Origin of the sequence: Cobetia sp. ICG0124 (assembly GCF_004006355.1) — a bacterium.
GTDB classification, from domain to species: Bacteria; Pseudomonadota; Gammaproteobacteria; order Pseudomonadales; family Halomonadaceae; genus Cobetia; species Cobetia marina.
Map to the genome: position 1 here is coordinate 495916 of NZ_CP024893.1, position 16915 is coordinate 512830.

The following is a 16915-nucleotide window of genomic DNA, read 5'->3' on the forward strand; positions in this document are numbered from 1 at the left end:
CGTGATGAAGCTGAAATGGTCGCTGTTGCCGCGTTATTCCGTCTTTCTGCTCTGTGTGCTGGGGGCTCTCGTCTGTCTGCTTCTGACGATGCAGACCCCCTGGGTGTGGCCGCTGGCCGTGATCTTTCTGCTGTTGGTCGCCGTCGGCATCAACGACATGCGGCAGTCGGATTACGCCGTGCGGCGCAACTACCCGGTGATCGGCAACATGCGCTATCTGTTCAAGGCGCTGCGTCCGGAGATGCGTCAGTACCTGTTCGAGTCGGATACCGACCAGCTACCGTTCTCCCACAAGCAACGTGAGCTGGTCTATGCCCGCGGACGCCAGCGCAATTCCTCGCAGCCCTTCGGTACCTTGCTGGATGTCTACTCCGACAGTTACGAATTCATCGGACACTCGATGCAGACCTCCGAAGTGCCTGACTTTCGTGACTTCCGTCTGACGATCGGCAATACGCAGTGTGCGCAGCCCTACAGTGCCTCGCTGTTCAACATCTCGGCGATGAGTTTCGGTTCGCTGAGTGGCAATGCCATCCGTGCGCTCAACAAGGGCGCGATGCTGGGAGGATTCGCGCACGATACCGGCGAGGGCAGCATCAGCCCCTACCATCGGGAATTCGCCGGCGATCTGATCTGGGAGCTGGGCAGTGGCTATTTCGGCTGCCGCACCGCGAAGGGGGACTTCGATGCCGAGAAGTTCGCCCGTCAGGCGGCCAGCGAGCAAGTGAAGATGATCGAGATCAAGCTGAGCCAGGGAGCCAAGCCGGGGCATGGCGGTGTGCTGCCAGCCAGCAAGATCAGCCGCGAGATCGCCGAGACGCGTGACATTCCGATGGGCGAGGACTGCATCTCACCGGCCAGTCACAGCGCCTTCAGTACCCCTGTCGAGTTGCTGGAGTTCATCCAGCGGCTGAGAGAGCTGTCCGGCGGCAAGCCGGTCGGGTTCAAGATGTGTCTGGGCCAGCCCTGGGAGTTCATGGCCATCGTCAAGGCAATGCGCGAAACGGGAATCGTGCCGGACTTCATCGTGGTGGATGGCAGCGAGGGCGGCACCGGAGCCGCGCCGACGGAATTCACCGATCACCTCGGGACACCGCTGCGCGAAGGGCTGCTGTTCGTCCACAACACCCTGGTGGGCGCGGGGCTGCGTGATGACGTGCGCATCGGCGCCAGTGGCAAGATCATCAGTGCCTTCGATATCGCCTGCGTGCTGGCCTTGGGGGCGGATTGGGTCAATGCCGCGCGCGGTTACATGTTCGCCCTGGGCTGCATCCAGTCGCTGAGCTGTCATACCAACAAGTGTCCGACGGGCATCGCCACCCAGGATGATTTGCGACAGAAGTCGCTGGTGGTGGAAGACAAGGCCGAGCAGGTCCGGCACTTCCATCACAACACCCTGCATGCGCTGGCGGAAATCATCGCGGCCTCGGGGCTCTCGACGCCGTGGCAGATCACTCCGGACCATCTCGTGCATCGCGTGTCGGAGAATGAGGTGCGTCTGTTCTCGCACCTGCACCCCTTCCTGACGCCCGGCGCCTTGCTCAAGGAAGCGGACGATTTCCCCTTCTATCGCCGCGTGTGGGCGATGGCTCAGGCGGACAGCTTCCAGTCACGCTCGCTGGCAGACGTCTCGGGTGCCAAGCGCGAATAGACCGAGGGAGCCGCCATGAGTGATGCCGCAAAGTGCCCGTCCGCACGCCGCGTGACAGTGATGATCAATGAGCATGTCGCCGATGTGCGCCTCAATCGACCCGACAAGCACAATGGACTCGACTGGGCGATGATCGATGCCATCCTCGGTGCCCAGGCAGAGTTGCGGGCACGTGCCGAGGAGGGAGGGCTGCGAGCCATCGTGCTGTCCGGAGAAGGCGCCAGTTTCTGCGCGGGGCTCGACATGGCCGCCATCATGAGAGAGGCATCGCGGGTGCCGCAGTTGCTCGTCGCGGGGGCCAATGGCTGCACGCCTGAGCGCAATACCGTTCAGCAGCTGGCACTGGGCTGGCGGGATGCCGGCGTACCGGTGATCGCGGCCCTGCAGGGCAATGTCTTCGGGGGCGGGCTGCAGATCGCGCTGGGGGCGGATGTCCGACTGTGTGATCCGGATGCGCGCCTGGCGGTGCTCGAGATCGACTGGGGCATCATTCCTGACATGGGCATCAGCGTCACGGCACGTGGAGTGCGTCCTGACTGGTTGCATGAACTGAGCTGGAGCGGCCGCAAGGTTGCCGCCCGCGAGGCCCAGGAAGCCGGGCTCGTGACGCGCCTGGTCTCCAATCCGCGGGAAGAGGCATTGGCGCTGGCGCGGGAGATCGCGACACGTTCTCCCAGGGCGATTCGCTGCATCACCCGGCTGTATGCCGAGGCGCTGGCGGCACCGGAGGGCGAGGCACTTGCCCTGGAGGCCAGGCTGCAATCCGGCTTGCTCGGCCAGCCGGAGCACATGGAATGTGTTGGCGCCAGGCTTGAAGGTCGCACGCCGCGCTTCTGAGCATGTTTGAGCTACGTCCCTATCAGCAGGAAGCCGTCCGGCGCACCGTGGAGCATTTCCGCAAGAGTGACGAGGCGGCGGTGGTCGTGCTACCCACCGGTAGCGGCAAGTCACTGGTGATCGCGGAGCTTGCGCGTATCGCGCGCGGGCGCGTGCTGGTGCTGGCGCATGTGCGCGAGCTGGTCGAGCAGAATCACGCCAAGTACGAATCCTATGGCAAGGAGGCCGACATCTTCAGTGCCGGCCTCAAGCGCAAGCAGGCCGCGCGTCAGGTGGTGTTCGGCTCGGTGCAGTCGGTGGTACGCAATCTCGCGGCCTTCACGCCAGGTGAGCAGACGGTGAGCAGACAGGTGCGTTCACGCTGCTGGTGATCGACGAGTGTCACCGGGTCTCGCTGGAGAAGGACGCCAGCTATCGCAAGGTCATCCATCATCTGCGTGAGCAAAATCCACGCCTCAAGGTGCTGGGGCTGACGGCGACGCCGTATCGCCTCGGGCAGGGCTTCATCTTCCATCGTCATTATCACGGCATGGTGCGCGGTGATGACGACTGCTTCTTCCGTGACTGCGTGTTCGAGCAACCGTTGCGCCTGATGGTGCGCCAGGGCTTTTTGAGCGAGCCGCGGCGTGTCGATGTCGCCGTGGCGCGCTATGACTTCTCGCAGCTGGCACCGGGGATCGGCGGCAGCTTCCAGGAAGCCGAGCTCAACGAGGTGGTGCAGGGCTCACGCGCGACGCCAGGCATCGTGCTGGATATCGTCTCCCAGGCACGCGAGCGACGTGGGGTGATGGTGTTCTGTTCCACCGTCGAGCATGCCGAGGAGGTCACGGGGCTCCTGCCCGAGGGTGAGGCGGCGTTGATCACCGGTGAGACGCCCGGCGATGAGCGCGAGCGCCTGATCCATGCCTTCAAGGCGCAGCAGCTCAAGTATCTGGTCAACGTGGCGGTGCTCACCACCGGCTTCGATGCCCCGCACGTGGACCTGATCGCCATCCTGCGGCCCACCGAGTCCGTCAGTCTCTATCAGCAGATCGTCGGGCGTGGGCTACGCCTGAGTCCCGGCAAGACGGACTGCCTGATTCTCGATTACGCCGGCAATCCCTGGGATCTCTACGCGCCGGAAGTCGCTACCCCCAAACCGGCAGGGGATACCGAGATCGTGCAGGTCGAGTGTCCCGTGTGCGGCAATGCCAATCTGTTCTGGGGGCGCAAGGATGGGGAGCTGGTGGTGGAGCACTTCGGGCGGCGTTGTCAGGGGCTGGTGGAGTCGCCCGACGGCGAGGGCAAGCCGCTGGTGCAGTGTGATTTCCGCTATCGCGCCAAGGCCTGTCCGCAGTGTGGCGAGGCCAATGACATCGCCGCGCGCCATTGTCACGCCTGTCAGGCGCGGCTGGTGGACCCGGATGACAAGCTGCGCGATGCGCTCAAGCTGCGTGATGCACGGGTGCTGCGCGTCAGTGGCTGGCAGCTGGAGGAGACGCGCAACGGGCGCGGTCTGCCACGCTTGAAGGTGACCTATTACGACGAGGATGGCACCGATCTGTCCGAGTGGTTCGCGCTCGAGACGTCCGCTCAGCGCCATGCCTTTCGCCTGAGCTTTCTCGCCCGGCACCTGCGGGCGCCGGGCAGTGACTGGGCGCCGAAGGACATCGCCGAGGTATTGGCCGGCGAGGAGCGCCTCAAGGCCCCTGACTTCGTCATCGGGCGCAAGAGCGGCCGCTACTGGCAGATCCGTGACAAGCTGTTCGATTACGCCGGGCGCTATCGCACCGGCATCGCGGCGGGGTGAGTCGTCTGCGTGACGCAGAGCATGACGCCTCCCGTACGAGACACGACGTCACGGGGATGCTGATCGGGGGCCGGGATTGGTAGACTGGCCGCTTCATACGTTTCAGGGAGAACTCACAAGGTGAGTGCCACCGATACCTCGGCCAGGCTGGTGTCCGGCTTACGCCCCAGCGGACACCTGACGCTCGGACACTATCATGCCGTGATCCGACGCTGGACCGAGCTGCAGTACCACCACGATGCCTATTTTCTGATCGCCGACTGGAACGCGCTGGCGGTCAGTGGGCATGCGCCCCATGAAATCGAGCAGTACAGCTGGGCCATGGTCATCGATTGCCTTGCCTGTGGGATCAACCCCAAGGTCGCCACCCTGTTCATCCAGTCGTGGGTGCCGGAGCTGACCGACGTGCACATGATCCTGTCCAGCGTGACGCCCAAGGCATGGCTGGAGCGTCTGCCCAGCTATCGTGAGATGGTGGCGGGACTCGGTGAGCAGCAGGGGGCCAGTTTCGCGATGTTGGGTGCCCCTCTGATGCAGGCGGCCGACATCCTGGCGCTGCGGGGCGAGGTCGTGCCCGCCGGACCGGAACAGCGCGCGCACATCGAGTTCACCCGCGAGGTGGCGAGGCGCTTCAACCATCGTTACGGACGCGACGCCGGCTTCGAGGAGCAGGCGGAGCGGGCCATCGCGCGGCTCGGCAAGAAGAGTGGTCGCCTGTATCGCGAATGGCTGAGTGACTATCAGGAAGAGGGGGATCTCGAGGCCTTCGAGCGCGCGCGTGGACTGCTGGCCGAGACCAGCAAGCTCAACCGCAATCAGCAGGAGCGCCTGCTCGGCTATCTGGAAGGCGGCGGGCGGCGCATCCTCGGTGAGCCGGAACACTGGCAGGGGGACAGCCAGCCGCTGCTGGGCATGGAACTCAAGACCCGGCTATCGTCGCATGAGGAGGCCATCTTCCTGCGCAGTGGGCGTGCCGAGATAGGCGCCAGCGTGCGCGAGATGCCCACCGACCCCGCGCGGGTGCGGCGCAGTGATCCGGGCGACCCTGAGCGTTGCCCGCTGTGGAGTCTGCATGAAAGCTTCACTCCCGAAGCGGACCGCAAGTGGGCGGCCGCAGGCTGTCGTGAGGCCAGTATCGGCTGCCTGGACTGCAAGGGCTGTCTGGTCGAGCATATCGATGCCACCCTGACGCCGATCCGCGATCGCGCCGAGGCGCTGGAAGGCGAGCATGGCAAGGTACGTACCATGATGACCGAGGGTGCCGAGCGTGCCCGGGACACCGTTCGCGATACTCTGGATGAGCTGCGACGCGTGATCGGCCTCACCTATCGCCCTGGTTCTCCCGACTTCAGCCTCCTGCAGGAGACTTCATGAGCGACCTGCTCGATGGCGCCAGCTTTTCCCTGACCGATGGGCATCAGCCCGCACCGCTGATCACCGCACCTGCAACGGGATCGGCCGTGCTGGCGCGCGTCAACGACACGCCGCTCACCGAGATGCCGCAGGATCTCTACATCCCGCCTGAGGCACTGCGGGTCTTTCTCGAGACCTTCGAGGGGCCGCTGGATCTGCTGCTGTATCTCATCCGTCGTCAGAACCTCGACATTCTCGCCATCAACGTCGCGGCCATCACGCATCAGTACATCGAGTACGTCGAGCTGATGCACGCCATGCAGATCGACCTTGCCGGGGAATATCTGCTGATGGCCGCCATGCTGGCGGAGATCAAGTCGCGCAGCCTGCTGCCGCGCCAGCCGAAGGAGAGTGATGATGACGAGGAAGAGGACCCGCGCGCCGAGCTGATCCGGCGTCTGCAGGAGTACGAGCAGACCAAGCTGGCCGCCGAAGGGCTGGACGAGATGCCACGCCAGGGGCGTGACTGGTTCGTCGCCACGGCGGAGCTGCCGGAGCTGGAGACGCGTGTCGTCCACCCTGAAGTGGACCTCTCGGAGCTGCTCGGCGCGCTGTCCGGTCTCTTGCGTCAGGCGGATCTCGTCCAGGCGCACACCATCTCGCGTGAGGTGATGTCGACCCGTGAGCGCATGCTGGCGATCATGAATCTGCTGAGCCACGAGCACTTCACGCCCTTCGAGAGACTGTTCACCCTCGAAGAGGGGCGTGCCGGCGTGGTGGTCAGCTTCATGGCGATCCTGGAGCTGGCCAAGGAGGCGCTGATCGAGGTCGTGCAGAATGCGCCGCTGTCGCCCATTCACGTGCGTGCCCGTACGCCGGAGCCTGACAGCGAGGACGATGAGGACTGGCTGGCACTGGAATTCGCCGACGAAGACGAGGTGGCGGCCGACCAGGGGGCGTTCGATGACGCAGCGTACGATGACGCGGCGTTCGAGGATGCGCAGACGTCACCTTCCTTCCCCCCATCCGACGAGCAGGAGAACGCGCCGTCATGAGTTCGCGCGATGCCCCCCTCGACCAGATCATCGAAGCGGCGCTGCTGGCTGCCGGTGAACCGCTGACGCTGGAGCGTCTGGCGGGATTGTTCGATGAATATTTAAGCCCCACCAAGCCTGCGCTGCGTGAAGCACTGGGCCGGCTGGGAGAGCGCCATCCGGCCGACGCCAGTGCGTTGGAGCTGATCGAGACCGCCAGTGGCTGGCGGCTGCGTGTTCGCCAGCAGTTCTCTCCCTGGGTGTCACGGCTGTGGGAAGAACGCCCGCAGCGCTATTCTCGCGCTCTGCTGGAGACGCTGGCGCTGGTGGCCTATCGTCAACCGGTGACCCGTGGTGATATCGAGCAGGTGCGTGGCGTGACGGTCAGCTCTTCCATCATGCGTACCCTGGTCGAGCGCGGCTGGGTGCGGGTGGTCGGGCACCGTGACGTGCCAGGGCGGCCGGCGGTCTTCGCCACCACGCGCCAGTTTCTTGACGACTTCGGGCTCAAGACATTGGAAGAGCTGCCGCCGGTGCATGAACTGAAAGGCTTCGAAGGACTCGAACAGCTGGAAGCGGAGCTGTATGATGTGCCGCCCTCACAGACCTTGCCGCTGCCGGAAGACCCGGATGGCGAGGGCGACGGGGGGGCATCGGCCGATGATGCGATGTCGCGGATGATTCACCGAATACCGCAGGACCCTCCGCCTCACAGGCGGAACATGATCACGCCGGGATGGCGTCCACCGGCTCGGGGTTCGACTTCGCCACGATCGAAGCGCGCCTCAGCCAACGTTTGCGCGGTGCAGAAGATGAGGACGGGGCTGGCGATACGCCACCCAATGACTCCTCCGCTGCCGGGACCGTCGATGATGACGACCCTGCGTAAGCGAAATTCCTATTGATGAAATGGTTCATGTCATGAGCAAGACAGACACTGATAAGCGCAAGGCATCACGCCAGCAACGACGGCAAGGCACAGCCGCGTCGCGACATGGGCAAGTCCACCCGTGGCAGCAAGGCCAATGTCGGCAAGAAGCCGGCCGCCGCCGAAGCCCCGGAATTGCGTCCGCTGCCGCCGCAGGCCAAGGGCGACAAGCTGGCCGACGACGAGAAGCTGCAGAAGGTGCTGGCGCGCTCCGGTCTCGGCTCACGCCGTGAGATGGAAGTCGCGATCAGCGCCGGCCGCGTCAAGGTCAACGGCAAGGTCGCCCAGCTGGGAGACCGCGTCGGCCCCAACGACCAGGTCAGCCTCGATGATCGCCCGCAGAACCTCAAGGGCGCCGAGGAAAGTGCGCGCCGCGTCATCATGTACAACAAGCCGGAAGGCGAGCTGTGCACGCGCAAGGACCCGGAAGGCCGTCGTACCGTCTTCGAGCGTCTGCCGCGCCTGAAAGGTGAGCGCTGGATCGCCATCGGTCGTCTGGACATCAACACCAGCGGTCTGTTGCTGTTCACCACCGATGGTGAGCTGGCCAACCGTCTGATGCACCCGTCGACCCAGATCGAGCGTGAATACGCCGTGCGTGTCATGGGTGAGGTCAAGCGTGAGCACGTCGTCAACATGGTCAATGGCGTCATGCTGGAAGATGGCCCGGCGCGCTTCACCGACGTGCAGGAATTCGGCGGCGAAGGCATCAACAGCTGGTTCCACGTGGTGATCATGGAAGGCCGCAACCGTGAGGTTCGTCGTCTGTGGGACTCCCAGGGGCTGACCGTCAGCCGCCTGAAGCGCGTGCGCTACGGCAACATCTTCCTCGACAAGCGCGCTCGCGCCGGTGAGTGGGTGGAGATGGAGCAGAGCGAGATCGATGAACTGTCCACGCTGGCAGGTCTCGAGCACCGCAAGGCGCCGGCCCTGACGCCGGATGAGCAGAACCGCTGGAGCCGCGACAAGCAGAAGCGTCGTCCAGTGCGCGCCATGAAGAAGCCGCCGCAGCGCACACGCAAGCCGCGCTGAAGCGGTCAAGCTGGTCATTTGCTTGAAGTTTTTTTGCAAAAGACTTGCGTCGTCTCAGGAATGGCGGTATCTTACGCCCCGCTTCGCAAGGGTCGTTAGCTCAGTGGTAGAGCAGTTGGCTTTTAACCAATTGGTCGAAGGTTCGAATCCCTCACGACCCACCATTTCTCGAAATGGTCTCTTGCAAAGCACCCGGCGGCGGGTCGTTAGCTCAGTGGTAGAGCAGTTGGCTTTTAACCAATTGGTCGAAGGTTCGAATCCCTCACGACCCACCATTTCTCGAAATGGTCTCTTGCAAAGCACCAGTTTTCGGGTCGTTAGCTCAGTGGTAGAGCAGTTGGCTTTTAACCAATTGGTCGAAGGTTCGAATCCCTCACGACCCACCAGATCTTGCCCCGTGCCTTCATTGGCGCGGGGCAATTTTTGTTATGCGTCAGAAATGGCGTGAGGTCGACTGGAGCGGGGAGCGTGGCAGGCGTATCCTTGTGCGCGAGCCACGGCTCATGTCCGGCCGGGCCCTGACCCACTCAGCACAGGGGGAGCCCCTGTGGGCTAGGTGAGAGACACATGAACAGCCTGACAAATGCCATGCCGGGTCGTGAGGCCCACGATAGCGTCCGCGAGCAGGTGCGAGAGCACCTCGCCCGTGCGTACTGCCCGACCCGTCCCGCGGCAGGGGATGCCGCGCTGATCGCCGAGATCAAGCAGCTGCTCATCAAGCGTGATGCCGTGCTGGTCGCCCATTACTATTGCGATGACGCCATCCAGCAGCTTGCCGAGGACACCGGCGGCTGTGTCGCGGATTCCCTCGAGATGGCGCGCTTCGGCGCCCGTCATGACGCTTCGACGTTGATCGTCGCCGGCGTTCGCTTCATGGGCGAGACCTCCAAGATCCTCTCCCCGGAGAAGCGCGTGCTGATGCCGACGCTGGAGGCGACCTGCTCGCTGGATCTGGGCTGCCCGGAAGACGAATTCGCCGCCTTCTGTGATGCCCATCCCGATCGCACCGTGGTCGTCTACGCCAACACTTCGGCGGCGGTGAAGGCGCGTGCCGACTGGGTGGTGACCTCCTCCATCGCCGTTGACGTGATCGAGCACCTCCACGCGAAGGGCGAGAAGCTGATCTGGGCCCCGGACAAGCATCTGGGCGCCTATGTGCAGAAGCAGACCGGCGCTGACATGCTGCTGTGGGATGGTGCCTGCATCGTGCATGACGAGTTCCGCGCCCAGGGCATCACCGACCTGCTCAAGGTCCACCCGGACGCCGCGGTGCTGGTGCACCCGGAATCGCCGCAGTCGGTGGTGGAGCTTGCCGACGTGGTGGGGTCCACGTCCCAGCTGATCAAGGCCGCCGTCGAGCTGCCTCACGAGCAGATGATCGTTGCCACCGACCGTGGCATCTTCTTCAAGATGCAGCAGGCAGCACCGGGCAAGCAGCTGTTCGAGGCGCCGACCGCCGGCAATGGCGCGACCTGCAAGAGCTGTGCGCACTGCCCGTGGATGGCGATGAATGGTCTCGAGAATCTGGCCGCGGTGCTGCGCCGTGATCCCGCCGAGGCCAACGGCGAGGAAATCTTCGTCGACGACAGCCTGCGTGAGCGCGCGCTCAAGCCGCTGACCCGCATGCTGGAGTTCAATCGTGGCTGATCACTCAGAACGCTTCGATGGCGTTGCGGTAGTCCTTGAAGTCCTCACGCCGCGCATTGATGCGATTGGCCAGCGCGAAGTCGTCTGCCTTGCGCGCCGCCTCATCGGCCAGTTTCAGCTGGGCGAAGGCACTGTCCATGCGTCCCTCGAGCTGCTCGAATTCCGCCCGGTACAGGAAGGCTTCGGCCTGATGCCCGCTGCGGCCACTGGCCTCGGCCGCCAGATTCCACACCTTGGGATCATCGGGATGTTCGCGGCGCATGTCTTCCAGCTGTTGGCGTGCGCTGGCGGGGTCCTGCTGCAGCCTGACCTCGGCAAGTGCCAGGCGTGTCGGCAGGTAATCCGGCTGCAGGCGCAGCAGGCGTCTGGCGCGTTGCGTGGCCTCGTCATAGCGACGTGCATCCCGGGCGACCTCGATGGCACTGGCGCTGATCAGGGTGAGGTCGGGATGCTTGTCGTGCAGGCGGTCCAGCGCCGCGAGGGCGCTGTCGATCTCGTGATTCTCGGCGGCCGCCAGTGCCTGGTAGTAGGCGATGGCATCCGGATCGGCTGAGTCCTCACGCAAGGTCACCAGCCCCTGGGAGGGCTGGCTCAGGTTGAGCGCCAGCAGGGCACGGGCGCGTATCATCTCGTAGGCCAGCGTGCCCAGCGGATCAGGGGTCGCGGTCTCCAGGGCATCGGCACGCGCCTGGGTGTCACCGATACGTGCTTCGGTGACCGGGTGCGTCAGCAGGAATTCCGGCGCGTTGCTGCCCTGCAGGCTGGCCATGCGCTGCATGGCGCGAAACATGCGGGGCATGGCCTCGGGGTCGAAGCCGGCACGCGCCAGCGCCTCGATGCCGACACGGTCGGCCTCCTGTTCGAAGCGGCGTGAGTAGGCCAGCTGATCCGAGATCGCCGCCGCCTGGGTGCCGGCCATGGTCGCGAGACCGGCCGAGCCGCCACCGCCGGCCGCGATCACCATGCCGGCGAGAAAACCGGCCAGTGTCGGCAGGCGAGTTTCAGCCTGACGTTCCATGTTGCGGGCAAAGTGATGCTGGGAGAGGTGGCCCAGCTCGTGGGCGAGCACTGAGGCGAAGGCGTCGCGGTCCGGCGCGAAGGCGAACAGCCCCGTATTGACGCCGACCACGCCGCCGGGCACGGCGAAAGCGTTCAGCTGACTGCTGGCCACCAGGGTGATGATGAAGTCATTGCGGTCCAGCTCACTCCAGGGCGCCAGCTTGCGAACGATGCCATTGATCCAGTCCAGCGTGATAGGGTCATCCCATTCACGCACGTGGGCGCGGAACTGGCGCAGCCAGGCGCGTCCGATACGATATTCATCGTTGCTGGAAATGCCGCCGCTGGCGCTCCCCAGGTCCGGCAGTCCATAGTCGTTCTGCGCCACGGCGGGGGGGCTGGCCAGGGAGGCACCCATCAGCGTCAGGCTGAGCAGCAGGCTGGATAGGGTGACGCGTGTGGTGCGTGCGTGACGAACGCGACCGCTCAAGGGGGACAGCAACGACATGCAGGCAATCCTCTTCAATAAGGTGCAAGGCACAGTCGGCCCGCACGAGCGGGGCGGAAAGTTGCTTTGTCAGGCAAGGTGCCCTTAAATCGGGGCGTTTTCAAGCTGCACCCTTCATGGCGTGTGGCAGAACATCATAACGAGAACGGAAGGGCAGATGGCATTCGAACGACCTGGCGCTGAGACTGCGAATCCGACGGCTGATTCCACGGCCGATACCCACCTGACAACGCTCGATGCGCGCGGCCTGCACTGTCCGTTGCCGCTGCTGCGCACCAAGCTGGCACTGGCTGGCATGAGTGCCGGCGAGCAACTCGAGGTCCTCGCCAGCGACGCCGGCGCCTGGGGTGACATCCCCGCCTATCTGGCGCTGAGCGATCACGCGCTGGTCTCGCGTGAAGAGACGGCCGCGGGTGATTATCGCTTCGTGATCAAGGCGCTCACGGAGGATGACCCCTCATGACCATGAAGACCCTGTTGCGTGGCTGGTTGGAGCGCTATTTCTCCGATGAGGAGGCGGTGGTGCTGTTTCTGGTGCTGGTGCTGGTCTTCGCGGCCGTCATCTGGCTGGGCAGCATGCTGGCGCCATTCTTCACGGCCTTGATCGTCGCCTTCCTGCTGCAGAGCGGCGTGAGCTTTCTGGAGCGGTTCGGCTTGCCGCGTCTGGCCGCCGTCAGTCTGATGACGCTGGTGTTCATGGGCATCATGCTGGCCAGTGCGCTGATCCTGTTGCCGCTGGTCTGGCATCAGCTGGCCAATCTGATCCAGGAGATTCCCGGCATGTTCGCCTCGGGTCAGCGCTGGCTGGGCGAGTTGCAGCAGCGCTTCCCCGGCCTGATCACGCCGGAGCAGGTCCAGCAGTGGGTCGGCGCCGCCGGGCGTGAGCTGACCCAGTTCGGGCAACGTGCGGTGTCCCTGTCGCTGGCGTCGCTCGGCAACCTGATGGGCGTGGTGATCTATCTGGTGCTGGTGCCGATCCTGGTGTTCTTCATGCTCAAGGATCGCGAGCGGCTGGTGGAGTTCACGCTGGCATTGCTGCCGCGCAAGCGCCTGCTGATGAGTCGGGTGTGGAACGAGATGGATGACCAGATCGCCAACTTCGTGCGCGGCAAGGTGATCGAGATCGTCATCGTCGGTGGCGTCAGCTACGTCACCTTCGTCATCTTCGGATTGCCGTACTCGGCGCTGCTGGCCATCGTGGTCGGTTTCTCGGTGCTGATTCCCTACATCGGGGCGGCGGGGGCGACCCTGCCGGTGGCCGCCGTGGCCGGTTTCCATTTCGGGCTGGGCGATACCTTCATGTACGTGATGATCGCCTACGGCATCATCCAGGCACTGGATGGCAACGTGCTGGTGCCGTTGCTGTTCTCGGAGGCGGTCAATCTGCACCCGGTGGCGATCATTCTGGCCGTGCTGTTCTTCGGCGGGATCTGGGGCTTCTGGGGCGTGTTCTTCGCCATCCCGCTGGCCACGCTGATGAAGTCGCTGCTCTACGCCTGGCCGCGTCGTTCCCGCGCCGAGGGCCGGCGTCGAGCTCGCGGGCGGCGTCCAGCACTTCCTCGACATGGCCCTTGACCTTCACGCCACGCCATTCGCGCGCCAGATTGCCGTCGGCGTCGATCAGGAAGGTGGAGCGCACCACGCCGAGACTTTCCTTGCCCATGAATTTCTTCATGTGAATGACGTCAAAGATCTTGCACAGGGTCTCGTCCGGGTCGCTGATCAGCTCGAACGGGTAGCCCTGCTTGGCCCGGAAGTTCTCGTGGGTGCGCAGGCTGTCGCGGGAGACGCCGAGAATCACGGTGTTGGCCGCTTCGAATTCCTTGAGGTGGTCGCGGAAGTCACCGCCTTCGGTGGTACAGCCCGGCGTGTGGTCCTTCGGGTAGAAGTAGATGACGGCTTGCTTGCCCTTGAGGCTCGCCGGGGTGACTTCGGTATCACTGGTGGCTTGTGCGGTAAAGTCGGGAATTGGCTGACCGAGGCTGACGCTCATCGTGCTCTCCTGGCGATGACTGACGGCCATGTGGCGGCTGACAGTATGGAATGAGGAAAAAAACCGGCAGTCATGGGCATCGCGCTTGCCCGGTTCTGCGGTATGTCCTGCATTACACGCAGGGCGCCCGAACTTGTCAAAGACGGGGCAGAACTCTTGTGTTTCACCGCCTTGGCGACCGGCGTCATCGGGCCCGTCCGGCGTGCATCTGTCCCGTGGACAGGCGAGGGAATCCATCGCTTTGCACAACCGGTGCAGATGGCGTCTGTACAGGCTTCGATGGTCTTTGTAACATCATCACCCTTGGCGCGACTCGCGTGTCGGCGTGCCCACGCAATCAGAGTCCTGCGTCAACCAATCTATGTCAGATGTCTGTCCCCGGGATCTGCTGTTTCAACAGCACAGGGACACGCCTGGCGCATCAGGCACCAGAGGAGAATTCGAGGGATGATCACAGGTAGCATTGTCGCACTGGCGACCCCGATGAAGGCCACCGGCGAGATCGACTGGGACGCCCTGCGCCAGCTGGTCGCCTTCCACCTCGAAAATGGCACCGATGCCATCGTCGCCGCCGGCACTACCGGCGAGCCGACCACCATGTCCTTCGCGGAGCACTTCGATGTGATCCGCTGTGTGGTCGAGACGGTCGCCGGCAAGATTCCGGTCATCGCCGGGACTGGCGCCAACGCCACCTCCGAAGCCGTCGAGCTTGCCCGTTATGCCAAGGAAGTCGGTGCGGATTACTGCCTCTCCGTGGCGCCGTACTACAACAAGCCGACCCAGGAAGGGCTCTATCAGCACTTCAAGGCCGTCGCCGAGCAGGCCGGCATTCCGGTCATTCTCTACAACGTGCCGGGTCGTACCTGCTCCGATATCTACAACGAGACGGTCTTCCGCCTCGCCGAGCTCGACAACATCGTCGGCCTCAAGGATGCTACCGGCAATCTGGAGCGTGGTCAGGAGCTGATCGACCGCCTCAAGGGCACCGATTTCGCGCTCTACTCCGGTGATGACCCCACGGCCTGCGACTTCATCCTGATGGGCGGCCACGGTGACATCTCCGTGACGGCCAACGTCGCACCGCGCCTGATGCACGAGATGTGCGCCGCCGCCGTCGCCGGCGATGCCGAGCGTGCTCACCAGATCAACACGCGCCTGATGCCGCTGCACTCCGCGATGGGCGTCGAATCCAACCCGATTCCGGTCAAGTACGCCATGCATCGCATGGCGCTGGCACCGGAAGCCGGCGTGCGTCTGCCGCTGACCTGGCTGTCCGAGCAGTATCACTCCACGGTCGATGAAGCGCTGCAACTGGCCGAGGTGCTCAACTGATGAGTCAGCGTCTTGTGCCACTGGCCCTGCTGACGGCTCTCGCGGTCGCCGGCTGCTCCAGTGATGGTTATTACTATGACCGCAACAGCGAGTATGCGGACGCCAGCATCGCGCCGCCGCTCGAGCTGCCCGAGACACGCAATCGCGCCGAATATCAGGACTCGATGCCGGTGCCACAGGCCAGCAGCGATTTCCTGGCCAGCGATGACTTCGAGGCGCCGCGTCCGCAGCCGCTGGCGACCAGCGAGAAGGGACAGCGTGAATTCGTCGCCCTGCGTCAGAGTGGCGATGCCCGCTGGCTGGCGGTGAATGCCGCGCCTGCAGCGGTCTGGACGCGCCTGCAGACCTTCGCGCGTGACCAGCAGCTGGACGTGCAGAGCATCGATGCCGGCAAGGGCGAGATCACCACCAGCCAGGGCGTGATCAGCGTCAATCAGGGCCTGCGTGCCGACGCCTCTGAAGTGCGTTGTCAGCAGGGCGGTGACGTCTCCGGCAGCTGCCTGAACGCGCTGCGTGGCTATCTGGCCGCCTCGCCTGCAGACAGCGGTGTCTCGCTGGCGGCGCAGTCGCTCAGCCGTGACGACCGGGTACGTCTGGAAGGCCGTGACGGTACCTGGCAGATCGACCTGGCACTGGATACCGAGCGCAGCTGGGCCGAGCTGCTCTACCAGCTGCAGAAGAACTTCAACACCGACTACCAGAAGCTGGTGGATCAGAACCGCTCACGTGGCGAATTCATGGTCAACTACATCCCGCGGGAAGATCGCGACGGTGGCTGGCTGGGGATCGGCGGGGATGGCGAGCCGCTGCCGATGGTGCTCACGCTGCGTGGCGAGCAGGATCATACGCTGGTCACAGCCAAGCGCGCCGACGGTGAAGAGACCACGCCTGCACTGGCCCGCGAGCTACTCGACGCCGTGGCGTCGACGCTGCGCTGAGCATGCTGCTTGATGCGTCTGCCGCCGGCGCCGGCCCGCAGCGGCGTGATGTCGATGGCCTCGCTGGGCAGTGGCAGCAAGGGCAACGGCACGCTGATACGCACGCGTGAGGCGCTGGTGCTGGTGGACTGTGGCTTCACGCTCAAGGAGAGCGAGGCGCGTCTGGCGCGGCTCGGGGTGCATCCCTCGCAGCTGGATGCCGTGCTGGTCACCCATGAACATGGTGACCATCTGGGAGGCATCGGGCCGCTGGCGCGCCGTCATGGTGTGCCGGTGCATCTGACCACGGGCACCTGGCTTGCCGGCCGCGCGAAGAAGCTCGGCACGTTGCCGAGCCGTCATCTGATCACGCCGCAGCAGGAATTCGCGATCAAGGATCTCGAGATCCTGCCGGTGACCGTGCCGCATGATGCACGTGAGCCGGTGCAGTTCGTGTTCAGCCGACGTGGCGAGACGGCCACGCGGCGTCTGGGCGTGCTGACGGACCTCGGTCACGTCAGCGAGCACGTGCTGAGCTGCTTTGCCGACTGCGATGGTCTGGTGCTGGAGTTCAACCACGACCCGCAGATGCTGGCCAGTGGCCCTTATCCGCCCAGCCTCAAGCGGCGGGTCGGTGGACGGCTCGGCCATCTGGCCAACGCCCAGGCCTGTGCCGCGCTGCCGTATCTGGGGCTGGAGCGCCTGCAGCGGCTGGTCGCCTCGCACCTGTCGGAGAGCAACAATCATCCGTCATTGGCCCGGGAGGCACTGGCCCCCTGGCTTGCGGACGACGATAGCCGCCTGATCATCGCCGCGCAGGACAGCGGCTTTGGCTGGCAGGCCATCGCCTGATACTCATGACGCCCGGTCGCTTCGCGATCGGGCGTTTGTGATT

13 protein-coding genes, 3 tRNA genes and 2 pseudogenes are annotated in these 16915 nt (G+C 64.5%); 16 read left to right on the top strand and 2 right to left on the bottom strand.

Translation table 11 applies throughout. The features are described from left to right. Positions 1-4: 4 nt before the first annotated feature. The 11 genes and pseudogenes from CU110_RS02310 to nadA all read left to right on the top strand — a co-directional run bounded on the left by CU110_RS02310 (position 5) and on the right by nadA (position 10271). Entirely contained in the window at positions 5-1651 is a 1647-nt protein-coding gene (locus tag CU110_RS02310; protein ID WP_084207877.1) for an FMN-binding glutamate synthase family protein, read from the top strand. 15 nt (positions 1652-1666) lie between these two features. Beyond that, on the top strand, positions 1667-2488 hold the full coding sequence (locus tag CU110_RS02315) for a crotonase/enoyl-CoA hydratase family protein (RefSeq protein WP_084207878.1): 822 nt from the start codon (positions 1667-1669) through the stop codon (positions 2486-2488). A 2-nt stretch (positions 2489-2490) separates the two neighbouring features. Next, positions 2491-4277: pseudogene (locus CU110_RS02320) on the top strand (DEAD/DEAH box helicase). A gap of 120 nt (positions 4278-4397) precedes the next feature. After that, entirely contained in the window at positions 4398-5651 is a 1254-nt protein-coding gene (locus CU110_RS02325; protein ID WP_164850248.1) for a tryptophan--tRNA ligase, read from the top strand. After that, positions 5648-6685 (top strand): ScpA family protein, encoded by a 1038-nt coding sequence (locus tag CU110_RS02330; RefSeq protein WP_084207881.1) that lies wholly within the window; start codon positions 5648-5650, stop codon positions 6683-6685. Before CU110_RS02325 ends, CU110_RS02330 begins: the two co-directional genes overlap by 4 nt. Beyond that, positions 6682-7569, top strand: a complete 888-nt coding sequence (gene scpB / locus CU110_RS02335) for an SMC-Scp complex subunit ScpB (RefSeq protein ID WP_205694053.1) — start codon at positions 6682-6684, stop codon at positions 7567-7569. Before CU110_RS02330 ends, scpB begins: the two co-directional genes overlap by 4 nt. Positions 7570-7658: 89 nt before the next feature. After that, positions 7659-8624 carry a 23S rRNA pseudouridine(2605) synthase RluB gene (gene rluB / locus CU110_RS02340; RefSeq protein WP_084209589.1) on the top strand — a complete coding sequence of 322 codons (966 nt, stop codon included), beginning with the start codon at positions 7659-7661 and terminating at the stop codon, positions 8622-8624. Between the two features lie 89 nt (positions 8625-8713). Beyond that, positions 8714-8788 (top strand) — tRNA-Lys (locus CU110_RS02345). Between the two features lie 36 nt (positions 8789-8824). Further along, positions 8825-8899: transfer RNA gene (locus CU110_RS02350), tRNA-Lys, on the top strand. Positions 8900-8935: 36 nt separating this feature from the next. After that, positions 8936-9010 (top strand) — tRNA-Lys (locus CU110_RS02355). Between the two features lie 202 nt (positions 9011-9212). After that, on the top strand, positions 9213-10271 hold the full coding sequence (gene nadA, locus CU110_RS02360; protein WP_084209590.1) for a quinolinate synthase NadA: 1059 nt from the start codon (positions 9213-9215) through the stop codon (positions 10269-10271). A 4-nt stretch (positions 10272-10275) separates the two neighbouring features. Here the strand turns inward: nadA and CU110_RS02365 are convergent, their stop codons facing one another. Continuing rightward, positions 10276-11778: a M48 family metalloprotease gene (locus CU110_RS02365; protein WP_077380176.1), complete on the bottom strand. Its 1503-nt coding sequence runs from the start codon at positions 11776-11778 to the stop codon at positions 10276-10278. Between the two features lie 157 nt (positions 11779-11935). On the opposite strand from CU110_RS02365, the gene CU110_RS02370 reads away from it, so the two are divergent. Both CU110_RS02370 and CU110_RS02375 read left to right on the top strand, forming a co-directional pair. After that, a complete protein-coding gene (locus tag CU110_RS02370; protein WP_077380174.1) occupies positions 11936-12241 on the top strand; it encodes a sulfurtransferase TusA family protein in 306 nt (101 codons plus the stop codon). Then, positions 12238-13353, top strand: a complete 1116-nt coding sequence (locus CU110_RS02375) for an AI-2E family transporter (RefSeq protein ID WP_127734442.1) — start codon at positions 12238-12240, stop codon at positions 13351-13353. Before CU110_RS02370 ends, CU110_RS02375 begins: the two co-directional genes overlap by 4 nt. Here CU110_RS02375 and CU110_RS02380 read toward each other — a convergent pair. Beyond that, positions 13304-13771: pseudogene (locus tag CU110_RS02380) on the bottom strand (peroxiredoxin); the annotation flags it as partial. The gene CU110_RS02375 and the pseudogene CU110_RS02380 sit on opposite strands and share 50 nt — an antisense overlap. Positions 13772-14218: 447 nt before the next feature. Here CU110_RS02380 and dapA point away from each other — a divergent pair. The 3 genes from dapA to CU110_RS02395 are packed head-to-tail and all read left to right on the top strand — an operon-like array spanning position 14219 to position 16872. Continuing rightward, positions 14219-15103, top strand: coding sequence for a 4-hydroxy-tetrahydrodipicolinate synthase (gene dapA / locus CU110_RS02385; RefSeq protein ID WP_077380168.1), 885 nt, complete (start codon positions 14219-14221; stop codon positions 15101-15103). After that, a complete protein-coding gene (locus tag CU110_RS02390; protein ID WP_077380166.1) occupies positions 15103-16041 on the top strand; it encodes a hypothetical protein in 939 nt (312 codons plus the stop codon). The genes dapA and CU110_RS02390 overlap by 1 nt, the downstream gene beginning before the upstream one ends. A 12-nt stretch (positions 16042-16053) precedes the next feature. Beyond that, positions 16054-16872, top strand: a complete 819-nt coding sequence (locus CU110_RS02395; RefSeq protein WP_240665452.1) for an MBL fold metallo-hydrolase — start codon at positions 16054-16056, stop codon at positions 16870-16872. Positions 16873-16915: the final 43 nt, after the last annotated feature.

Coding starts and splice junctions, on each gene's coding strand:
- scpB (WP_205694053.1), top strand. CDS start 6,682: ATGAGTTCGCGCGATGCCCCCCTCGACCAGATCATCGAAGCGGCGCTG.
- CU110_RS02395 (WP_240665452.1), top strand. CDS start 16,054: ATGCGTCTGCCGCCGGCGCCGGCCCGCAGCGGCGTGATGTCGATGGCC.
- CU110_RS02330 (WP_084207881.1), top strand. CDS start 5,648: ATGAGCGACCTGCTCGATGGCGCCAGCTTTTCCCTGACCGATGGGCAT.
- nadA (WP_084209590.1), top strand. CDS start 9,213: ATGCCGGGTCGTGAGGCCCACGATAGCGTCCGCGAGCAGGTGCGAGAG.
- CU110_RS02390 (WP_077380166.1), top strand. CDS start 15,103: ATGAGTCAGCGTCTTGTGCCACTGGCCCTGCTGACGGCTCTCGCGGTC.
- CU110_RS02370 (WP_077380174.1), top strand. CDS start 11,936: ATGGCATTCGAACGACCTGGCGCTGAGACTGCGAATCCGACGGCTGAT.
- CU110_RS02365 (WP_077380176.1), bottom strand. CDS start 11,778: ATGTCGTTGCTGTCCCCCTTGAGCGGTCGCGTTCGTCACGCACGCACC.
- CU110_RS02315 (WP_084207878.1), top strand. CDS start 1,667: ATGAGTGATGCCGCAAAGTGCCCGTCCGCACGCCGCGTGACAGTGATG.
- CU110_RS02310 (WP_084207877.1), top strand. CDS start 5: ATGAAGCTGAAATGGTCGCTGTTGCCGCGTTATTCCGTCTTTCTGCTC.
- dapA (WP_077380168.1), top strand. CDS start 14,219: ATGATCACAGGTAGCATTGTCGCACTGGCGACCCCGATGAAGGCCACC.
- CU110_RS02375 (WP_127734442.1), top strand. CDS start 12,238: ATGACCATGAAGACCCTGTTGCGTGGCTGGTTGGAGCGCTATTTCTCC.
- rluB (WP_084209589.1), top strand. CDS start 7,659: ATGGGCAAGTCCACCCGTGGCAGCAAGGCCAATGTCGGCAAGAAGCCG.